The sequence below is a fragment of the Anaeromicrobium sp. genome, from assembly GCF_025210435.1.
Classification (GTDB): domain Bacteria; phylum Bacillota; class Clostridia; order Peptostreptococcales; family Thermotaleaceae; genus Anaeromicrobium.
The window spans coordinates 12,373-33,495 of the sequence record NZ_JAOART010000084.1; the positions used below are offsets into that span (position 1 = coordinate 12,373).

General features: G+C 31.3%; 19 protein-coding genes and 1 other annotated feature. All 19 genes read right to left on the bottom strand.

Going from position 1 to position 21,123, the window contains the following annotated elements:
• Nucleotides 1-130 precede the first annotated feature (130 nt).
• Nucleotides 131-1,219, bottom strand: coding sequence for an RNA polymerase sigma factor RpoD (rpoD, locus tag N4A57_RS09960; protein WP_293657841.1), 1,089 nt, complete (start codon nucleotides 1,217-1,219; stop codon nucleotides 131-133).
• Nucleotides 1,220-1,246: 27 nt separating this feature from the next.
• Nucleotides 1,247-3,070: a DNA primase gene (gene dnaG, locus N4A57_RS09965; protein ID WP_293657842.1), complete on the bottom strand. Its 1,824-nt coding sequence runs from the start codon at nucleotides 3,068-3,070 to the stop codon at nucleotides 1,247-1,249.
• A gap of 553 nt (nucleotides 3,071-3,623) precedes the next feature.
• Entirely contained in the window at nucleotides 3,624-4,631 is a 1,008-nt protein-coding gene (locus N4A57_RS09970; RefSeq protein WP_293657843.1) for a deoxyguanosinetriphosphate triphosphohydrolase, read from the bottom strand.
• A gap of 147 nt (nucleotides 4,632-4,778) precedes the next feature.
• Nucleotides 4,779-7,364 (bottom strand): pyruvate, phosphate dikinase, encoded by a 2,586-nt coding sequence (ppdK, locus tag N4A57_RS09975; RefSeq protein WP_293657844.1) that lies wholly within the window; start codon nucleotides 7,362-7,364, stop codon nucleotides 4,779-4,781.
• A 39-nt stretch (nucleotides 7,365-7,403) separates the two neighbouring features.
• Nucleotides 7,404-8,216 carry a pyruvate, water dikinase regulatory protein gene (locus N4A57_RS09980; protein ID WP_293657845.1) on the bottom strand — a complete coding sequence of 271 codons (813 nt, stop codon included), beginning with the start codon at nucleotides 8,214-8,216 and terminating at the stop codon, nucleotides 7,404-7,406.
• 2 nt (nucleotides 8,217-8,218) lie between these two features.
• A complete protein-coding gene (locus N4A57_RS09985; RefSeq protein WP_293657846.1) occupies nucleotides 8,219-8,866 on the bottom strand; it encodes a helix-turn-helix transcriptional regulator in 648 nt (215 codons plus the stop codon).
• Nucleotides 8,867-9,013: 147 nt separating this feature from the next.
• A complete protein-coding gene (locus tag N4A57_RS09990; RefSeq protein WP_293657847.1) occupies nucleotides 9,014-10,402 on the bottom strand; it encodes a glycine--tRNA ligase in 1,389 nt (462 codons plus the stop codon).
• A 60-nt stretch (nucleotides 10,403-10,462) separates the two neighbouring features.
• Nucleotides 10,463-10,639 (bottom strand) — a binding site (T-box leader).
• A gap of 44 nt (nucleotides 10,640-10,683) precedes the next feature.
• Nucleotides 10,684-11,208, bottom strand: coding sequence for a DUF4342 domain-containing protein (locus N4A57_RS09995; protein WP_293657848.1), 525 nt, complete (start codon nucleotides 11,206-11,208; stop codon nucleotides 10,684-10,686).
• Nucleotides 11,209-11,224: 16 nt separating this feature from the next.
• A complete protein-coding gene (gene recO / locus N4A57_RS10000; protein ID WP_293657849.1) occupies nucleotides 11,225-11,980 on the bottom strand; it encodes a DNA repair protein RecO in 756 nt (251 codons plus the stop codon).
• Between the two features lie 17 nt (nucleotides 11,981-11,997).
• The gene (locus N4A57_RS10005) at nucleotides 11,998-12,126 is read right to left on the bottom strand and encodes a YqzL family protein (RefSeq protein ID WP_293657850.1); all 129 of its coding nucleotides are present in this window, start codon (nucleotides 12,124-12,126) and stop codon (nucleotides 11,998-12,000) included.
• A 326-nt stretch (nucleotides 12,127-12,452) separates the two neighbouring features.
• Nucleotides 12,453-13,340, bottom strand: a complete 888-nt coding sequence (era, locus tag N4A57_RS10010; protein WP_293657851.1) for a GTPase Era — start codon at nucleotides 13,338-13,340, stop codon at nucleotides 12,453-12,455.
• 18 nt (nucleotides 13,341-13,358) lie between these two features.
• Complete coding sequence (locus N4A57_RS10015) at nucleotides 13,359-13,754, bottom strand: cytidine deaminase (RefSeq protein ID WP_293657852.1); 396 nt, start codon at nucleotides 13,752-13,754, stop codon at nucleotides 13,359-13,361.
• 16 nt (nucleotides 13,755-13,770) lie between these two features.
• Nucleotides 13,771-14,826 (bottom strand): DUF3048 domain-containing protein, encoded by a 1,056-nt coding sequence (locus tag N4A57_RS10020; RefSeq protein WP_293657853.1) that lies wholly within the window; start codon nucleotides 14,824-14,826, stop codon nucleotides 13,771-13,773.
• Nucleotides 14,827-14,843: 17 nt separating this feature from the next.
• Nucleotides 14,844-15,473: a DUF502 domain-containing protein gene (locus tag N4A57_RS10025; RefSeq protein WP_293657854.1), complete on the bottom strand. Its 630-nt coding sequence runs from the start codon at nucleotides 15,471-15,473 to the stop codon at nucleotides 14,844-14,846.
• A gap of 147 nt (nucleotides 15,474-15,620) precedes the next feature.
• Complete coding sequence (locus tag N4A57_RS10030) at nucleotides 15,621-16,340, bottom strand: diacylglycerol kinase (RefSeq protein WP_293657855.1); 720 nt, start codon at nucleotides 16,338-16,340, stop codon at nucleotides 15,621-15,623.
• A gap of 12 nt (nucleotides 16,341-16,352) precedes the next feature.
• Entirely contained in the window at nucleotides 16,353-16,808 is a 456-nt protein-coding gene (gene ybeY, locus N4A57_RS10035; RefSeq protein ID WP_293657856.1) for an rRNA maturation RNase YbeY, read from the bottom strand.
• A 5-nt stretch (nucleotides 16,809-16,813) separates the two neighbouring features.
• Complete coding sequence (locus N4A57_RS10040; protein WP_293657857.1) at nucleotides 16,814-18,898, bottom strand: HD family phosphohydrolase; 2,085 nt, start codon at nucleotides 18,896-18,898, stop codon at nucleotides 16,814-16,816.
• 11 nt (nucleotides 18,899-18,909) lie between these two features.
• Entirely contained in the window at nucleotides 18,910-19,875 is a 966-nt protein-coding gene (locus N4A57_RS10045; protein ID WP_293657858.1) for a PhoH family protein, read from the bottom strand.
• Nucleotides 19,876-19,894: 19 nt separating this feature from the next.
• The gene (yqfD, locus tag N4A57_RS10050) at nucleotides 19,895-21,115 is read right to left on the bottom strand and encodes a sporulation protein YqfD (protein ID WP_293657859.1); all 1,221 of its coding nucleotides are present in this window, start codon (nucleotides 21,113-21,115) and stop codon (nucleotides 19,895-19,897) included.
• Nucleotides 21,116-21,123 lie beyond the last annotated feature (8 nt).

A 21,123-nucleotide genomic window follows, 5' to 3' on the forward strand; every position in this document is an offset into this window, starting at 1 on the left:
GACAAAAAAAGTGTGACTAAGGTCTAAAACCTTTTGTCACACCCTATTTTAGGCATATTCAAAAAATAAATTAGGCATTTCACTGGTTATTTGAATTATTTTCTTCGTTATGGAGTCGCTTACATATGCCTTATTCTAAATAATCCTTTAGTTTTTTACTTCTACTTGGATGTCTAAGCTTTCTTAAAGCCTTTGCTTCTATCTGACGTATTCTCTCCCTTGTTACATCAAACTTTTTCCCTACTTCCTCTAGGGTTCTAGCTCTTCCATCATCTAATCCGAATCTTAACCTTAGTACCTTTTGCTCCCTTGGAGTTAAGGTATCTAATACTTCTATTAATTGTTCCTTTAGCATGGAGAAGGCTGCAGCTTCTGCTGGTGCTGGTGCATCATCATCTGGAATAAAGTCTCCTAAATGACTATCTTCCTCTTCTCCTATTGGAGTTTCTAAGGATACAGGTTCTTGAGCTATTTTTAAGATTTCTCTTACCTTTTCTTCTGGAAGGTCCATCTCCTTAGCAATTTCATCTGGCTTAGGCTCTCTTCCTAATTCTTGAAGTAATTGCCTAGATACTCTTATTAATTTATTTATAGTTTCAACCATATGTACAGGAATTCTTATGGTTCTAGCTTGGTCCGCAATGGCTCTAGTTATTGCCTGTCTTATCCACCAAGTGGCATATGTACTAAACTTATATCCCTTTCTCCAGTCAAACTTCTCAACGGCCTTAATAAGACCAAGATTACCTTCTTGTATTAAATCTAAGAATAACATACCTCTTCCCACATAACGTTTAGCTATACTTACAACTAATCTAAGGTTGGCCTCACAGAGCCTTTTTTTAGAGTATTCATCTCCAAGTTCCATTTTCTTTGCAAGTTCAATTTCCTCTGTGGCAGATAAAAGGGGCACCTTTCCAATCTCTTTTAAATACATTCTTACTGGATCATCTATGTTAATCCCCTTAGGGACAGAGATATCTATACTAACAGTTTCTTCTTCCTCTTCTTTTTTTTCCTTTACAGTTTCCTTCTCTCCTACGATTTCGATTCCCATAGAAGATAGGTTATCATATACCTCTTCAATTTGTTCCTTATCTATGTCAACTTCTTCTAAAGTATTCATAACTTCCTTATAAGTAAGCATTCCAGTTTTCTTACCCTTATCTACTAATTTTTTAACTAGTAGTAATTTTTTACTATCTATTCTCTTGCTCATTTTAAGATTCCCTCCCTTCAAAGGCCGCTAGATCTTTTTTAGTTCCTTCAATATTTTTTCGTAATTTATGCATAATTCTCTTATCCTCACAATCTCTTCCTTAGATTTATTTTCTCTTTTTTCTATGATTTTAAGTTCCTTTTCTATGCCATTTTTTTCTAGTATGAGTCTGTGTTTTTTTATAGTATTTACACAATCTATTAACATCTTATGGGCATTATCCTCTGGAACAATAATTTTGTTTATTTGGTGAAATAATCTTATTTCCTCAATTTCCAATTCCTTTAGGATTTCATCCTTATCTAAAGAATTAGTTTCATAAGCCCTATATATGGATTTTGCTATATTTTTTATATTAGAACTTATAAACTTGTCATAAGTGAAATTATTTTTTATTTCCCTATACATGTTTTCGTTCTCTATGATTAACTTTAAGAATATTTTTTCAGCTTCAAAATACCCTTGCTTTTTTATTGGTTTTTCAGGTATAATATTATATTTATTATTATTCCTATCTTTTTTGCTTCTATACTTTTTAAAACTTTCAGGATTTTTCTCTTTATTATTGCCATAAAATTCTTTATTTATAGCCTTTCTAGAAATTCCCGTTTCCGAAGAAATTTTGCCAATGTATGCATCTACCTCCACTGGACTTTTAAGATTTTTAAGTATGGGAGTAATCTCTTTAACAAACTTAATAGACCCATCTGTAGTTTTAATATTATATTTTTCTTTAGCTAAACTGATTTTATATTCTACTAAAGTTAAAGCATCATCTACATACTTTAAAAAAGCCCCTTTGCCATGCTCTTTAACTAATTCATCTGGATCTTTGGCTCCTTTAAGGCTTATGACCTTAACTTCACATCCCACTTCAGTTAGTGTGTCAAGACCCCTTAGGGTAGCCGTTTGTCCCGCCACATCCGAGTCATAGCATATATAGGTTTTGTCTGCATATCTTTTTAATAACTGTCCTTGCCCCTTAGTTAGTGCCGTACCTAAAGATGCAACAGCATTTTTAATTCCCTTTTCATATAGGGATATTACGTCCATATAACCTTCTACCACTATTATCCTTTTATCATTGCTTATTTGGTTCTTTGCCACATTTAATCCAAATAAATTGTTACTCTTATTAAATACAGGCGTTTGTGGTGAATTTAAATATTTAGGCATTTCATTTCCTATGGACCTAGCTCCAAAGCCAATAACTTTGCCTGTAGTATTAATTATTGGAAATATGGTTCTGTTTCTAAATCTATCATAAAATCCTTTTTTTTCTTTTTTTTGTAAAACTAGACCAGATTTATATATTAATGATTGATCATACCCTTTTCTTAATAAATATTTATTAAGAGCATCCCAATTATTTAAGGCATATCCTAATCCAAATTTTTTTATTGTCTCCATACTTAGACCTCTTTTTTTTGAAAGATATGCTAAAGCCTCTGGTCCCCTTTTATGTAAATTCTTATAATAAAAAATAGCTGCTTCCCTATTAATTTCATATATTTTTGTTTTTTCTTCTACAGCTTTTTTTTCTTCCTTGTTTAAAGTCTTTTCTTCTATGTTTATACCAACCCTATTGCCAAGGAATTTTAATGAATCTATAAAATCCAAATTTTCTTTCTTTGATATGAATTCAATCACATCTCCAGCTTGGCCACATCCAAAGCAATGGTACAATTGCTTATCCTCAGAAACTATAAAAGATGGTGTCTTTTCATTATGAAATGGACATAAGCCCTTATAGTTCTTTCCATTTTGCTTTAGTTGCGTATAGGCTGATATTATATCTATAATATTATTTTTACTTTTAATTTCATCTATTAAATGTTCGTTTACACTCATTTTTATCACCTACATAGTCCCTTTATGTACATTTTCTCCAAATAGATTAAATTTCCTTCTTCATTTAGGAATTACTTATTCATCACCTCTAGGACTATGTTTAAAATATATTCTAAACACATGGGCTCAAATTGTTTATTCTACACCTTATTTGTTAATATTCCCTCCTTTTAAGAAACTTCTTTCTTAAATTCTTCGAAGAAGTAATTTCCATTTTCTTTCTAACTTCTTTTGTATTTATGGATTGAAAAAAGTTTTCCTTAGGAAAATATTAAAAATCCAATACTAGCCTTCACTAATAATAGTCATATCAAAGGCCCAAGAAACATATTTATACATATTCCTTTTGTGAAGCACTCGGTGACATGACTTATATTAATAGGATAATTGTGTATATTATTTTTACTAAATCTACATATATTTGAAAAACTGTTATCTTACATTTATTTCCTTTTTTCTACATTATCTTTAATCCATATCTTTCAATATTCGACACCCAACTTATTAATCCTTCTTTAATTTATATAAAATATAAAATCCAAAATTTTCAGAACTATTTTCTCCACACTTTAGGAACAAATATATCCATATATTTTTTTAATGCATATTTATCTGTCATACCTGCCACATAATCCTTCACAACCTCTTCTATCCCCTGGTCTTTTCCCCTATGAACTATTTCTATTGGCAATTTTTCTGGCCTTTTGACAAAGAAATAATATAGTTCTTTTATAATATTTTGAGCCTTTTTCTCTTCCTTCTTAGCTTTATGATTTAAATATACTTCTTTAAACATGAACCCCCTTAGTTTATCCATATATATTTTCATTTCCTTGCTTATATGTATTCTATCTTTATTTCCACTATTATTAATTATATCTAGTATCATATTATTTATTCTCAAACTATGGGTATTTCCTAATTTTTCAAGACAATCTCCAGGTAGCTGAGATTTTTTTAATAAACCTCCCCTTATGGCATCATCTATATCATGGTTTATATAGGCTATCCTATCACTGATTTTTACAATCTGCCCCTCTAAAGTAACAGGTTCTTTATCTCCTGTATGATTTAATATGCCATCCCTCACTTCATAGGTCAAATTTAAGCCAAATGTATCTTCCTTTTCTAGGAAGTCTACTATTCTCAAACTTTGCTCATTGTGTTTAAATCCATTTTCATGGATTTCATTTAAAATCACCTCTCCACAATGGCCAAAGGGAGTATGACCCAAATCATGACCAAGGGCTATAGCTTCTGTTAAATCTTCATTTAAATTTAAGGCTCTTGCAATAGTTCTTGATATTTGTGCCACCTCTAGGGTATGGGTTAATCTAGTCCTATAGTAAGCCTTCTCTGGTGCTATAAACACTTGAGTTTTATCCTTTAGCCTTCTAAAGGATTTTGAATGTATTATCCTATCCCGGTCCCTTTGATATACGGTTCTTATGTGACATTTTTCTTCTGGTTTTCGTCTTCCCTTTGACAAGTATGATTTAGCTGCATATTTAGATAGTTTTTCTTCTCTTTCTTCTATTAAGATTCTACTATTCACAAGCATACCCCTTTCATACCCTCGTAATATAATGTTATACAATTATTTTTCTTTTATTCCTTTTAAAATACCCATAAATTTCAAATTCTAACAAAATAAAAGGGACATGACTAAAAATCCTCTTTAGCCATGTCCTTTATAATATTAGGTATATTATCTATTTTTTTCTTTTATTACAGCTACTGCTGCTGCAAGTCTTGCCTTTGGTATTCTATATGGTGAGCAAGATACATAATCTATATCTAGTTTATTTATAAACTCTATAGATTGTGGATCTCCTCCATGTTCTCCACAAACCCCTAGTTTAATATGTTTCTTTGTATTCCTGGCTAAGTTTGAAGACATTTCTATTAATTTGCCTACACCCTTTGTATCTAATACTTCAAACGGATCCTTCTCAAATATATTTTTATTTCTATATTCGCTTATAAACTTACCTGAATCGTCCCTAGAAAAAGCCAGAGTAGTTTGAGTTAAATCATTAGTTCCATAGGAGAAAAAGTCTGCTTCCTCTGCAATTTCATCTGAAGTAAGGGCAGCCCTTGGCACCTCAATCATAGTACCAATTTTATATTCTATATTCATGGCCTCTTCTTCAAAGACTTTTTCAATTTCTTTTATTGCTAAATCTTTTATAATCTTAAGTTCAGTCACATCTCCAACTAAAGGTACCATGATTTCTGGATTTACTGTAAATCCACTGCATTTACTAACTTCTATAGCAGCTTCCATAATGGCCCTTACTTGCATTACGTATATTTCAGGATAAGTGATTGCAAGCCTACAACCTCTATGTCCTAACATAGGGTTAAATTCCTTTAAACTGTCTACTCTCTCTTTTAACATTTCATAATCATATCCTAATATATGTGCAAGATTTTTAATCTCCTCATGTCCATGGGGTAAGAATTCGTGAAGTGGTGGATCTAATAACCTTACAGTTACAGGGAACTGTTTCATCACATTAAATATTTCTACAAAATCTTTTCTTTGGAATGGCAATAACTTATCTAGAGCTTCTTTTCTTTCCTCAAGATTTTCTGCTATGATCATATGTCTTACCGTATTTATTCTTTCCTCATCAAAGAACATATGCTCTGTTCTACAAAGGCCAATTCCCTTAGCTCCTAATTCTATTGCTACTTTTGCATCACGTTCATTATCGGCATTAGCCCTGATTCCTAATCTCTTAATCTCATCTGCCCAATTCATGATTGTCTCAAAATCATCAGATAATTTTGTAGCTTCTGTTTCTACAAGACCCTTATACACAACACCACTAGTTCCATCTATTGATATATATTCCCCTTCTTTTACCTCTATATGATTAGCTGTTAAAGTTTTAGCCTTTTCATTAATAGTTAATTCTCCACATCCTACTACACAACATTTTCCCATACCTCTGGCTACAACAGCCGCATGGGATGTCATTCCTCCATGAACTGTTAATACTCCTTGTGCTTTTATCATTCCTTCAATATCCTCTGGAGAAGTTTCTTGTCTAACTAAAATAGTCTTTTCTCCCTTTTCAGCTTCTCTAACCACATCTTCTGCACTAAAATATACTCTTCCACTTGCAGCTCCTGGAGATGCTCCAATTCCTTTAGCCATTTTAGTACCATTGTTTAAGGATTCTTCCTTAAAAGTAGGATGAAGAAGTTGATCTAATTTGTCTATCTCTATTCTTAAAAGTGCTTCTTCTTTATTTATTACATTTTCTTCAACTAAATCTGCAGCTATTTTTATGGCAGCCTTTGCAGTTCTTTTTCCCGTTCTAGTTTGTAATAAATACAATTTTCTATCCTCAAAGGTAAATTCAATGTCTTGCATATCTTTGTAGTGATCCTCTAATAATTTTGTAACACCAACAAACTCTTCATATAATTTAGGCATAAGATCCTTAAGTTGTGATATGTCCTTAGGAGTTCTTATTCCTGCCACCACATCTTCACCTTGAGCATTAGTTAAGAATTCTCCAAATAATACCTTTTCCCCTGTGGAAGGATTTCTTGTAAATGCCACACCAGTTCCTGAAGTTTCTCCCATATTTCCAAATACCATAGCTTGTACATTTACTGCTGTTCCTATTTTATCAGGTATATTATTAATCCTTCTATAAATTATAGCCCTTTGATTGTTCCATGAATCAAAAACTGCCCTTATAGCCATCATTAATTGTTCCTTAGGATCTTGAGGAAACTCCTTTTTAGTTTCCTTTTTTACTAATTTTTTATATTTTTCAATAATAAGCTCTATTTCATCCCCACTGCCACTTATAGAATCAAATTTATATTTTTCAATTCCCAATACTACATCAGAAAACATTTGGATAAATCTTTTATAACAATCATAGGCAAAAGACTTATTATTAGTTTTTTCAAATAAAACTTTCACAGTTTCGTCATTTAGTCCTAAATTTAATATGGTATCCATCATTCCTGGCATGGATATGGCTGCCCCTGATCTTACCGATACTAACAGTGGATTTTCCTTTGATCCAAGGATTTTTCCAGTTTCTTCTTCGATTTTAACCACATGTTCTAATATTTCAGCAACTATATTATCCTCTATCTTCTTTCCGTCTTCATAATACTTATTACAAGTTTCTGTAGTTACAGTAAATCCATGGGGCACAGGTAAGCCAATTTTTCTCATTTCAGCCAAATTGGCCCCTTTTCCACCTAATAAGTTTTTCATAGATTTATTTCCTTCTGTGAAAGAGTATACAAATTTGTTCATTTAACTAATCCCCCTAGTAATTTTTATATTCTCATTTTATTATTTATTAACTGTTCTTATTATATTCAAAATTATGTTTGCACTTTCTTCTACTGCCTTGTTAGATACATCTATAATTGGGCATCCTAATCTTTTCATTAGGGACTCGGCATAATCTAATTCTTTTAGTATCCTATCCATACTAGCGTAATTTGCTTCACTGCCTAATCCTAGTGCCTTTAAACGCTCTTGTCTTATTTCATTTAATTTTATTGGGTTTGTAGTTAGGCCTATTATCTTTTTAGGATCAACCTTAAAAATCTCTTCTGTAACAGGAACTTCTGGTACTAATGGCACATTAGCAACCTTTATGTTCTTATGAGCTAAGTACATGCTAAGGGGAGTCTTTGAAGTCCTTGATATTCCCACTAATACAATGTCAGCCTTTTTTAATCCACGAGGATCCTTTCCATCATCATATTTAACTGCAAATTCAATGGCCTCTACTTTTTTGAAATATTTTTCGTCTAACTTTCTTATAAGTCCAGATTCATATTTAGGTTTTTGATTCAGAACTTTCTTTAATGGATCCATAAGGGGTGTCATTATATCTACAGTTTCTATATTATTTTTTTTAGCCTCACTAATTATTAAATTCCTAAGTTCTGGTACTACCATGGTAAATACGATTATACTTCTTTCTTCCTTTGCTTCATTTATAATGTCCATTATGTGTTCTTCATCAGAAATGTATGGAAATCTTTTTATTTGAAAGTTTTTGCACTCAAATTGGCTTATGGCTGCTCTAAGTACCTGTTCCCCCGTTTCCCCAATAGAATCAGATAGTATGTATACTGATAAATTTTCTTCCATCTTTAGTCCTCCTTGTTACTTTTTAATTCTGCAAATAACCTAGTTATGTTAGTTTTAGATATTCGTCCTACTACTTTTAAATATTCTTTGTCTCCGTCTTTTATTGTGTCCACCACAGGCATGCTATCTACTTCATGTTCTATTAATTTCATAGCAACCATTATGGCACTTTCTTCTTGGGATACGGTTATTATATTAGGCATTCTAGTCATGATGAAGTTTATAGGCACCTTATGCATATCTATTCCACCTATTATTGCCCTTAAAAAGTCTTTTCTAGAAGCCACTCCAACTAAATGGCCCTTTGATATTACAAATATGGTTCCCACATCTTCTAAGAATAATTTTGTTACACCTTCATATACACTGTCCTTTTCATCTACCAATATGGGAATAGACATTATGTCCTTCACCCTAATATTTTTTATATAATCTAACTTCATACTAGCACTATTTTGGCCAGAGTAAAAATATCCAACCTTTGGTCTTGCATCTAAAATACCAGTCATAGTTAAAATAGCCAAATCCGGCCTTAATGTGGCCCTTGTTACATTTAAAATCTTTCCTATATTTTCACTAGTTATAGGCTGGTTTTCTTTAACTATATTTATTATCTTTTCTTGTCTACTTGATAGTCCGATTTTTACCACCCCTTAATGTGTTATACTTTTTATTATTTATGTTACCCTACATATAGAATTCTAGCAAATTTTTCATGCTATTTCCACCCTTTTTTCATATTTTTTTAAAAAATACAAAAAATATGACAGAAATATTATTTCTGCCATACTAATTAATTAAAATTTAATTTTATCTTCAATGTATTTATCTAACTCATCTATCTTTATTCTTACTTGTTCCATAGTATCCCTATCTCTAATTGTTACTGACTTATCTTCTAAGGAATCAAAATCAAAGGTTATGCAAAGGGGTGTTCCTATTTCATCTTGTCTTCTGTATCTCTTACCAATACTTCCTGTCACATCATAATCTACCATATACTTAGAAGCTAACATGGTATATACCTTCTCAGCCTCTTCACCTAACTTCTTAGCAAGTGGTAATACGGCTGCCTTAAATGGAGCTAATGCTGGATGGAATTTAAGAACAGTTCTTGTCTTTCCATCTTCTAATTCCTCCTCTTCATAGGCTTGTGTTAAAAATGCAAGTGTAACACGGTCTGCACCTAAGGATGGTTCTATACAATAAGGAACATATTTTTCGTTAGTTGTAGGATCATGATAGACTAAATCCACACCAGAATGATCAATATGTTGTTTTAAGTCAAAATCAGTTCTATCTGCTATTCCCCAAAGTTCACCCCATCCAAATGGGAATTTAAATTCTATATCAGTAGTAGCATTACTATAATGAGATAATTCATCCTCATCATGATCTCTTAATCTGATACTATCTTCACTTATATTTAAATTTAATAACCAATCTTTACAATAATTTCTCCAGTAGTTAAACCACTTTAAATCTTCCCCTGGTTTGCAGAAGAATTCAAGCTCCATTTGTTCAAACTCTCTAGTTCTGAAAGTAAAGTTACCTGGTGTAATTTCATTTCTAAAGGATTTACCTATTTGTCCTATTCCAAATGGCATCTTCTTTCTACTAGTTCTAGCCACATTTTTAAAGTTTACAAATATACCTTGAGCCGTTTCAGGTCTTAAGTATATTTCTGACTTAGAATCATCTGTAACCCCTTGATGAGTTTTAAACATTAGGTTAAATTGTCTAATAGAAGTATAGTCTAACTTTCCACACTCAGGGCACTTAATTTCATTTTCATGAATATATTTTTCCATAGCCTCATTAGACCAGCCATCAACTACAGCTTCGTCTCCCTTTTGTGCCATAAAATCTTCAATTAGTTTATCTGCTCTAAATCTTGAATTACAATCTTTACAGTCAAGTAGTGGATCACTAAATCCACCCACATGGCCTGATGCAACCCAAGCTTGTGGATTCATTAAAATCGCCGCATCTAAACCTACATTATAAGGAGATTCTTGAATAAATTTCTTCCACCATGCTTTTTTTACATTATTCTTTAATTCCACACCTAATGGACCATAATCCCAAGTATTTGCCAATCCGCCATATATTTCTGACCCTGGGAATACAAAACCTCTATTTTTACTTAAAGCAACTATTTTTTCCATAGTCTTTTCCATAGCCATATGAATTCCTCCTTTAAATTATTCATAATTTTACAAATAAAAAAACTCTCTCATCCCTAAAGAAGGGACGAAAGAGTTACTTCCGCGGTTCCACCCTTATTGATACATAATTCTATGCATCCTCTTTTCATTAGTAGCTCAGAAGCTCCCTTCATCAAGGTGTCATGTCGGCTTTCCACCATCACCAACTCTCTTTTATAACAGTACTTGACTACTCTTCTTCATCACGGCTTTACCTATTACTTTAATAGATTTTAACATATACCCCACAAAATGTAAAGTTACTTATTTTCATCTTCTTTATTAAATTCACTTTCTTCTTTTTTTTCAGGTTGAGAAGATCCATTAGGCTCAAATTTGTCCTTATATTCATTTACCTTATCTACCACATTGTCAATGGATTCCTTGGTCATCTCATTAACATCTATTACTTCCCCATCATCTTTAACTATCTCAACTCTACATTTAGAAACTAGAGCTGTAGCTAGACCTAATACTGCTATAGGAGGAGAAATGATTGCTCCTATGGCTCCAGCTGTTATGGGAATATTCATAACTATCTCATGATTTCTTTTTAATTGAATCCTAGTTACATTTCCCTTTTTAAGTAGTTCTTTAACCTTATCCATAACTTCATTTCCCTTATCAGATAGGTTATTTCCCCAAGTACCACCATTTTTCTCTTCAATGTGAATTATAGTATCTATCACATCACCATTACACATTTCTAGTGCCTCTTTAGCTTCCTTGTAACTAACTCCTGTTCTGTCCCTTACTGCATCCACCTTTTCTAAGTTTATCTCCATTCTAACACCACCTTATTTAAATTTTTAAAGATTTTATAGATTCAAGAAATTCTAGACTATTAAAAGTACTTTTCCCCAAATGGGTTAGTATGTAATTCTTAATAATCTTATCTAACTCTTTTTTAGCATCATCTTGAATTTTTAATTTTATAATCTTTTCTAAAGGACTTTGTATCAAATATCTCATCACATTGATGGATAAACTTGATATGTTCATTGAATAAGAATCCTTTTTGAGACACTTCCTACATAAAATGCCACCTTCTCTAGAACTAAACTTATATGAGGAATCATTAGGATTCCCACAGGATACACACTCAGTTAAAACAGGCATATAGCCTGCATAAAGCATGAGTTTAGCTTCATAGGCCTTTACTAGAGTTTCCACATCCACCTTCTTATTTCCTAGTATATCCAAAAAATCAATTAATAAATTAAAAAGTTTAGGATTATTTTCACCTTCACTTATACTACTCTCTGTTAATTCTAAAATATATGAGCCATAACTTAATTTAATTACATCCTCATGGATTTTATGAAATGATTTTTTAAAATCTACTTGAGAAATTTGATATAGATTTTTGCCCTTATAAAGTAGGAATTCTCCATATGTAAATGCCTGAATATTTGAAGATCCCTTTCCTTTAGTTTTTTTAAATCCTCTTGCAACAGATTGTACTTTCCCAATTTTCTTAGAAAAAATAGTTAGTAAAGCTTCATTTTCTCCAAACACTTTTTTTCTTAAGACAATTGCTTCGGTTTTAAAAAGCATTCCCCCACCTCAAATTTTTAGTACTCTTCTTCTGTTATTTTTTCTTCATCCCTAATTATTATACTTTCTTCTAAGTCTTTATAGGCCAGATAACTATTTAAATCTCCCGTGTTTAGAAATACATGCCAAAATACACTATCTAACATTACCTTATGCCCCTTTCAATTTGTTTTTAGGAAATTACATTTCCACAGACTTATATGAAAAGCAAAAAACTATTATAGATTTCGTAACACCAAGATTTCTTTATACAGTAACTTGCCTATAAGGGAAATTTTTTTCAATATATTTTTCTGAAATAGGCACACATAAAGCTTGTTTATAAATACGAAATCTATAGTAAAGAAAAATCTAAAGATTTTCCCTTACTATGAAAAGTAAATTTAAAATACTTTACTTCATTTATTATTTTTTTTATATTTAGGGACGAATATTCATTGAATTTTTTTCTTTTAATTAAATAATATGCCTATTACTTATATCCTAGATAGTTTAGCATATTTTGTTGATCTCTCCAGTCTTCCTTTATCTTAACCCACAGTTCTAAAAACACTTTAGAACCTAAAAGTCTCTCTATATCTTCACGGGCACTTTTTCCTACACCCTTTAATTTCCTTCCGTTTTTCCCTATTATTATTCCCTTGTGTGATTTTTTCTCACAATAAATAGTAGCACTAATATCCACTATATCCTTTTCTTTTCTCTTTCTCATTTTTAATACTTCCACAGCCACACCATGGGGAACTTCTTCATGTAAATAGTGTAATAATTTTTCTCTTATGATCTCACTTACTATTATTTTTTCTGGCTGGTCTGTTATCATATCTTCCGGAAAATATTGCGGTCCTTCTGGAAGATTTTCAACTATAGTATTTAATAACATTCTAACATTTTTATCATTTAATGCAGAAATACCTATTATCTCCTTAAAAATTCCTAATTTTTTATACATATTGTATATCTTTTCAAATTTTTCTGGCGGAATTTTATCAACCTTGTTTATTACCAATATTACATTAGTTTTAATATTTTTAATAGTATCTATTATATATTGGTCTCCTGGCCCCATATCTGTAGTATCATCTACCACTAATAGGACCACATCCACTTCGTTTAGTGTAGTGACTGCTGTCTTTTGCATGTATTCACCTAATTTATTTTTAGGCTTATGCATACCAGGTGTATCTAAAAATATGATTTGAAAATCCCTCTCCGTGTGTATGGTTTGTATCCTATTTCTAGTAGTCTGAGGTTTATCTGACATGATGGCAATCTTTTCACCGATCATATTATTCATCAATGTGGATTTTCCCACATTAGGTCTACCTATTATTGTTACAAATCCTGATTTAAACTTCATCTTATCCATCCTTCGTATTTATTTTTTCAAGTCCTTCTCTGTGAAGCTATGAGGTAGTAACTCCCCCATTGAAAAGGTTTTTATTTTTCCATCCTTATTACTTAATATTATCTCAATGTCTAACCCAAATTCAACTATTACCTGTCTACAAATTCCACACGGGAAGGTATAGTCATCTAAATCACTCGTTATGGCTATCTTTTCAATATCCTTGTGCCCTTCTGATACTGCTTTGAATATGGCCGTTCTTTCAGCACAATTTGTGCCTCCATAAGATGCACATTCCACATTACAACCAGTATATGCCTTACCACTCTTAGTTAAAAGGGCTGCCCCTACTCTAAAGTTTGAATAAGGTGAATGGGAGAATTCCTTTGCTCCAATTGCTTTTTCCATTAATTCTTCATTTGTCATAGTATGTCCTCCTAGTTTAATATTGTGTGTAATTCAAAGATTTTGGTATAACCTCAACCCAAGTCACACCTGGATTTAGTTTAACTTCTTCTCCATTTTTATAGAAAAATCTTGTAATAGATCTTCTTGAATCCTTTTTCCATGTTACTTCCTTCATTTCACCATTTGTTATATATATACCGTCACCCGTTCCTACTAAACCTATTTTTAATCTTCCTGCACTGTCTAAAACTTTCTTAGAAGCCCTTTGAACTATTATATTTTTAGCACTTAGCTCTACCTTAGATATTTCATCTAAATGGGGTTTGTTATTTATATGTCTATCATATAACTTAGTATTTTCATCATATTTAAATGTAACCTTGTAGTTCTTTGAGTATGGTATATCTATATTCTTTAATTCATTACCTTCAATAGATGTATCCTTATCATAATACTTCCACATATCTATATTCACAGTTTTTTTATAATTACTTACATTAGCTGCCTTTCTGATGGCATCTGCACTAGTATATTCATTATGAGGTCTCTTCTTATGAGATTTTCTCCAAAATGTATTTTTTCCCCTTGATTGAGCACTTATATCTGCCATTTTTAATCTTATTATATCATCTAAAGCTTGAGGACTTCCTCCATCATGGACATATAGGGCATCATATTCTAGAGCCTTATCTATAAAATATGGCCTTGCACTTCTTACAGGTCCTATTAATTTTGGCGATTTGGTTGCAAATATGGCCATATATCTAGTAATATTCCCCTCTGCTAGAATTTCATATACTATTTCAGCTCCATCAAGGCCTGCCTGAGGTCTAGCTTGAACCTGATTATCTAGCATTACAGCAAAGGGTCTATTATTAACTTGATTCTCTTCACATTCCATATGACTAATTGGAGATAGATTTTTTTCTTCTATTACTTCTATCACTGGCTCTTCCTTCTTTATCTCCTCTTTTTTAACTTCTACTATAGGGTCCTTTTCCTTTAGGGTTTCTACAACCTTTTCTTCTTTAGAACACCCACTAAAAGCAAGAGTGCTCATAATAATAGTTAAAATTACAAATTTTTTCATGTCCCCCTCATCCTTTCTTATGTATCTCTCTTTTCATCCTGAATAATATCTGGAGTTATTATTCCTCCTGATACGATTAACTTAATTGCTGCGTCTACACTTAAACCTAAATATACTATATCCTTTTCTCCAATCATTACAAACATTCCAGAAGTGGGATTGGGTGTAGTAGGTACAAATATACTTTTCATTTTTTCATTTGTTATATCCGTTATAACTCTAGGTGCATCAGCTGTTAAAAAGCCTATAGTATAAATACCTTTAGATGGGTATTCTATGGCCACTGCACTTTTAAAATTATTATTCTTTTCTGTTAAAACAGTATTTATAATCTGCTTAATAGAAGAATATATCATGCTCACTAAGGGTACCTTGCATATGGTTTTTTCTAAACAATGGATTATTTTCCTTCCCAAATAATTAGTAGCAAATAGACCTGTCCAAAATACTATGACTAAAGTTAGTATTACTCCTATTCCCACAATTTTAAATCCTAGTATCTTCTCAATGGGATCCCTAAAAAAGGAATCTACCACATTAAATAGCCACACAATAGTAAAAAAAGTAGCTGCTATAGGTATTAACACTATTAATCCTGTAAAGAAAATATTTCTAGCATCTTTTATCTGCATTTTATTATTCTTCATTATTAAAGTTACCTCCAGTAAAAACTTCTTAAATCTGTACTTTAATGTGGTCACAAAGGGGAAGTAATGATTTTATTACTTCCCCCCTTAATATATTATATAATATAAACATACTCTTTACTATTTATTTTCTATAGAATCCCCTATCTACAAAGGAGGGAAACTACCATTTCCTAGAAAGTAAAAGAATAATAATGTGATTCCCACACCTAATATTCCCCCTATGAAAACTTGAAACCAAGTATGAATTTTCCCCTCTATTCTACTTTGCCCTACTAATAGGGCTAATATTAATCCAAGGATTATAACATATATATTACTGGATATGAATATTATTGAGGTTAAAATGGAAAAAGCCACTGCCGTATGTCCACTAGGCATACCACCCTTTAGAGGGGTTCCTATGCCCTTTTGTAGCTTTATTATTATAACAGATATTATAACTATAAGAAAGCTCAAAAAACTAATATGTAGGCTAGTCTTTCTAATTTTATTAAATAGAATTTCTGCTATGGGTATGAACTTGTCATAAAATACAATATATGCTACCAATACACTATTAAGTGCAGCCAGTAATACACCACCTGCTGCAACATTTTTAGCTATTTTAGCTAGTGGATGATATTCCCTTGTTATTAAGTCAATAGTCACTTCTATGGAAGTGTTTATCATTTCTGTTATTATGACCAAAAATATGGAGAATAAAACCAATGCCAAATCCCATTTTGTCAAATCAAAAAACATACTTCCCACTATGACTAATATGGCCATTATCATATGTATCTTCATATTTCGCTGAGTTTTAATACTATAAAATATGCCATCTATTGCATAATTAAAACTATCTATTAGTTTTCTTACCTTCATTATCCATCTCCATTAATTTCTTAATATACCCATATGGGACAATACTTTTTCTTCTTTCATTCTCATTTCCTTTGTATTTTCCTCTGTATCATGGTCATATCCCATTAAATGAAACATACTATGTACTGTTAAAAACAATACTTCCCTTTCAAAGGAATGATTATATAAGATTCTTTGTTCTTCTGCCTTTTCTAAGGATATTACTATATCTCCTAGGCACATGCCCATATTTATTTCATCCATACTATCATACTGTGGAAATGATAATACATCCGTTTCACTATCCTTATTTCTATATTCCCTATTCAATTCTCTTATGGATTCATTGTCCACAAAGGTAATGCTCACTTCTACTTCTTCACTTACACTTTCTTCTTTTAAAGATTCTTTTACAGCTTGTACTATTAAATTTTCCATGTTTTCATCATATTTTATTTTCTCTTGTCTATCATCAATTATTACATTCATTAAAGTTAGTCCTCCTTCTTATCCTTGTCCATATCTGGGTATTCTATTCTCTCATGAAATATGCCCATAAGTATGGTCATAAAGGATTCTGAAATCATCTTTAAATCCTTTAGGGTCATATTACATTCATCAAATTGACTATCATTTAATTTATCTTTTACAATCTTGTCAATCAAATCTCTTATTTTTTCTTCTGTAGGTTCTTTTATACTTCTTACGGCAGCTTCAACAGAATCGGCAAGCATTACTACTGCCGCTTCCTTACTCTTAGGTTTTTCACCCTTATATCTATAGTCTGATTCATTTATAGTTTTTTTAGAATTTTGAGTTGCTTTAAAGTAAAAGAATTTTACTAAAGTAGTTCCATGATGTTGAAATATTATATCTACTATCTCCTGAGGTAATTCTTCTTCCTTAGCAAAATCAACCCCATCCTTTATGTGACTAGTTATAACATTCACACTTCGTATAGGTTTTAATTTATCATGGGGATTTTCAGAAGTCAGTTGATTTTCCTTAAATAAATAGGGTCTTCTTAATTTCCCTATATCATGATAATAGGCTCCAACTCTAGCCAGCAAACTATTAGCACCTATGGACTGGGCAGCATTTTCACTTAAATTTCCCACAATTATACTGTGATGATAGGTCCCTGGAGCTTCTAGTAGTAACCTCTTTAATAATTTATTATTAGGATTAGAAAGTTCTAATAATTTAAAAGGGGTTAATATCTTAAAAGCCCATTCCCAAAGGGGTAATGATCCTATAGTAATTACAGCACAAAATATACCGTTTAAAAGGCCATTGAACACATTGGAAAAAACTAATGAAAAATCATAATGGTTTATAAGGCCAATTGAAGTTAGTATTATTATATTACTAAAGCTTATCATCAATCCAGTTAGGAAAATAGTACTTCTTTGACTAGCTTTTTTTATACCACATGTGGCCACTATAGATGCCATTATATTAGTATATATAAACTCCACATTATAACCTTTAGATATGGATAGCATGATAGTCATAGATATACTTATAACTAAAGCTAGTTTTGGTTCTATGAGTATACCTACTAAACATGTAAAGGCCGCCACAGGACCAATATATGGTGATAGGTAAAATAAACTCTTACTTATATAAAATACAAATACATAAAGTATTATTAATAAATATAGCTTTCTTGGAGATTGAAGTAAGGGTCTATTGAAAAAATATATGTATAATATTATAGTTAGGAATGTCATTAAGATAACTCCTAAAGCTCCTAAATATAGGAACATATCCCTTTTGTTATCTTCTTTTAGTACCCCTAAGTCTTTCAATACACTTATATGGTCTGGTGTTATTATTTCACCTTCCCCCACAATAATACTTCCCCTTTTTATCATTACCTTTTCTACACTATTTCTTGCCTCTTCAATTTTCTCCTTTGTAGTTTCCACATCTACAAATCTATTTGCCTTAATAGAATTATTTACAATCTTAGTTCCAATACTTTTCGTATCATTAGAAAAATCCTCTAATCCCTTAAAATATTCTTCTATTTCCTGTTTCTTATTTTCAAGTTCATGGGGCCTAATACCACTTGACATTATCTGAGATACAATTTCATATACATAGCTCTCCACATTTTTTAATTCAGTTACATCTCCATTAACTAAAATCTCTAAATCTTCATCATCTAATAAAAATTTATTTTTACTCTTTAATAATCCTATTTTTTCATAATCAAGTATTTCTTCTGCCCTTATTTGATATAGGTTATTAAAAAACTTTTCTATATTTTTCTTAACGTCAATTTGAATGGTAGGATAAAACTTCTCAATATTTTCAACAGAAGCTATTTCCCTTTGTATTAGCCTTTGTGTGGCACTCTTATCTTCCACGTCCCTAGGAGCTTTTATATCTGCTGGAGCCTTATTTCCTGCTTTTAAATCATACTCATTGGGAGTAAATTCAGATATTATGCTAAAAAACATACTTCCTATAAAAATAAAAGTTATAAAAAAGTAGGCCATATTTTTATTCTTTAGTATCCTTATAAAAAAACTATTTTCCATAGCTTTTTTCATATGTTTTATGAAGGTCATACCTTTGCCTCCTAAATTTCCTCTTTAGTATTTTCATATTTTTCATAGGCTTTTATTATCCTTTGGACTAAAGCGTGTCTAACCACATCAGCTTCTCCTAAGAATTGAAATGATACGCCCTTTACGTCCTTTAAAATTTTTACCACTTGATTTAATCCAGATGCCTTTCCCCTTGGTAGATCAATTTGAGTTATATCTCCTGTCACAATGGCCTTAGAACCAAATCCAAGTCTAGTTAAGAACATCTTCATCTGTTCCTTTGTAGTATTTTGTGCTTCATCTAATATTATAAAAGAATTATCTAGAGTTCTTCCTCTCATATAAGCTAAGGGAGCAACTTCTATCATTCCCCTTTCCTTATATTTTATGAAAGTGTCTCCTCCTAAAATATCATATAAGGCATCATATAAGGGTCTTAGATAAGGATCTACCTTTTCTTGTAAATCACCTGGTAAAAAACCTAAACTCTCTCCAGCTTCCACAGCAGGCCTAGTTAATATTATCTTATTTACTTCCTTATTTTTAAATGCATTCACAGCCATGGCCATGGCCAAATAGGTTTTTCCCGTTCCTGCAGGACCTATTCCAAATACCACATCATGTTCCCTAATAGCCTGTGTATATTTCTTTTGACCTACAGTCTTTGGTTTTATTTTCTTTCCTTTAGATGTAATACAAACCACATCATCCACTAACTCATCTATTTTATTTTCGTCTCCCTTTTCAAATAATTCTATGGTATATTTTATCTTTTGTTCGTCTAAATTTTCCTTGGCCTCTAATAGTTTCATAAATTTTAATATTATCTTTTCTACTTTTTTAGTAGATTCCTTTTCTCCTATAATAACTACTTCTCCCTGTCTTGAAACTATATTTACATTAAACCTTTCCTCAATAAACTTTATATTCTCATCAAAATTACCAAACAATTCATTTGTATAATTGAATTCATTAATGTCAATTCTCTTTTCTTCCAAGTCTATATCCTCCTTAAGTTTATTCTTCCAAGTCTTTTTTTTCCTCTATTATTTCTTCTTTCCTAATAGGTTTTTGTATAGATATATTTTCTAAGACCTCAACTATCAACTTGCCTTTAATTATACTATTTTCCTCTGTAAATACAATGTTTTTATTGATTATTTTTCCATCCTTGGGTATTATTTCATATACATTTACCATCATTTTATCAAATAACATCTTTTTCACATTAGACTTATTAAGTTTATTTTTTCTAATATTAACTTCATAATACTCTTCTATTATAACTTCTACAGGAAAGTTACTATTCCTCCACTTTGGTAAAGTTTTATGTTTCCTTTCCATTAATACATTTTTATAGGGTATGTTTTCTTCTCCCCATATAATTTGACTATTTCCAAGTTTTATTATTCTCTTAGTTTTTTTCTCTCCTGTTTTTATTTTTTCCACATTTATTAAGCTAATTTCATCCCTTTCCTCATAATAGGTTTTTGCCATTACTTCACCAAAGGCATGAACATATCTATTTTCCACACCTTCTCTTGCTATAATTCCTGTAACTAGACATTGACCTTTTTTTACTATATCTCCCTCTTTAACTAAGGCGTCACCTTCTTTAGCTATTACCCTTTTTATTACTCCATCCTTTTTAGCTATTATATCACATGGCATATGTTTATTTATTTTAGGAGGTGGCTCTACCTTTTCCACAATCTCAATTAAGGCTTTCGTTCCCTTAAATTCCATACCTACCCATGCTATTTTATTAAAATCAATAATTATTTTTTTCTCTAATTCTTCCCTATTAACATCATATTTCCACTCACCAATTTTCACTCCATGGTTTTTTACATAGTTCTTTATTTCAGAAGGGTTTATGGTCTCACAGCCTTTAACATCAATACTCCATATGAAAGATGTCATTATAAAAATACTTATTAGAAAAAATATAAATCCTCCCATAAAAATTTTTCTCTTTTTAATTTTGTACATAAAAAAAGGATATCCTATCTTTACTTTTATTTTTACCCTGCAACCTGCCTTTTTCACAACATGTCTTAGTTCTTTATATGCCCTAAGACCAACTTTAGCCTCCATGGTAGTGTAGTCTATCCTTCTTATATCCCAAAGAAAAATCCCCCTTGCAATAGCATAGTTTATAAATTTTTCCAAGGATAAGCCTTCTATTTTTATTAAAACATATCCTCTAAAGTAATTCCATAATCTCAAAACAAGCAAAAGCTCTC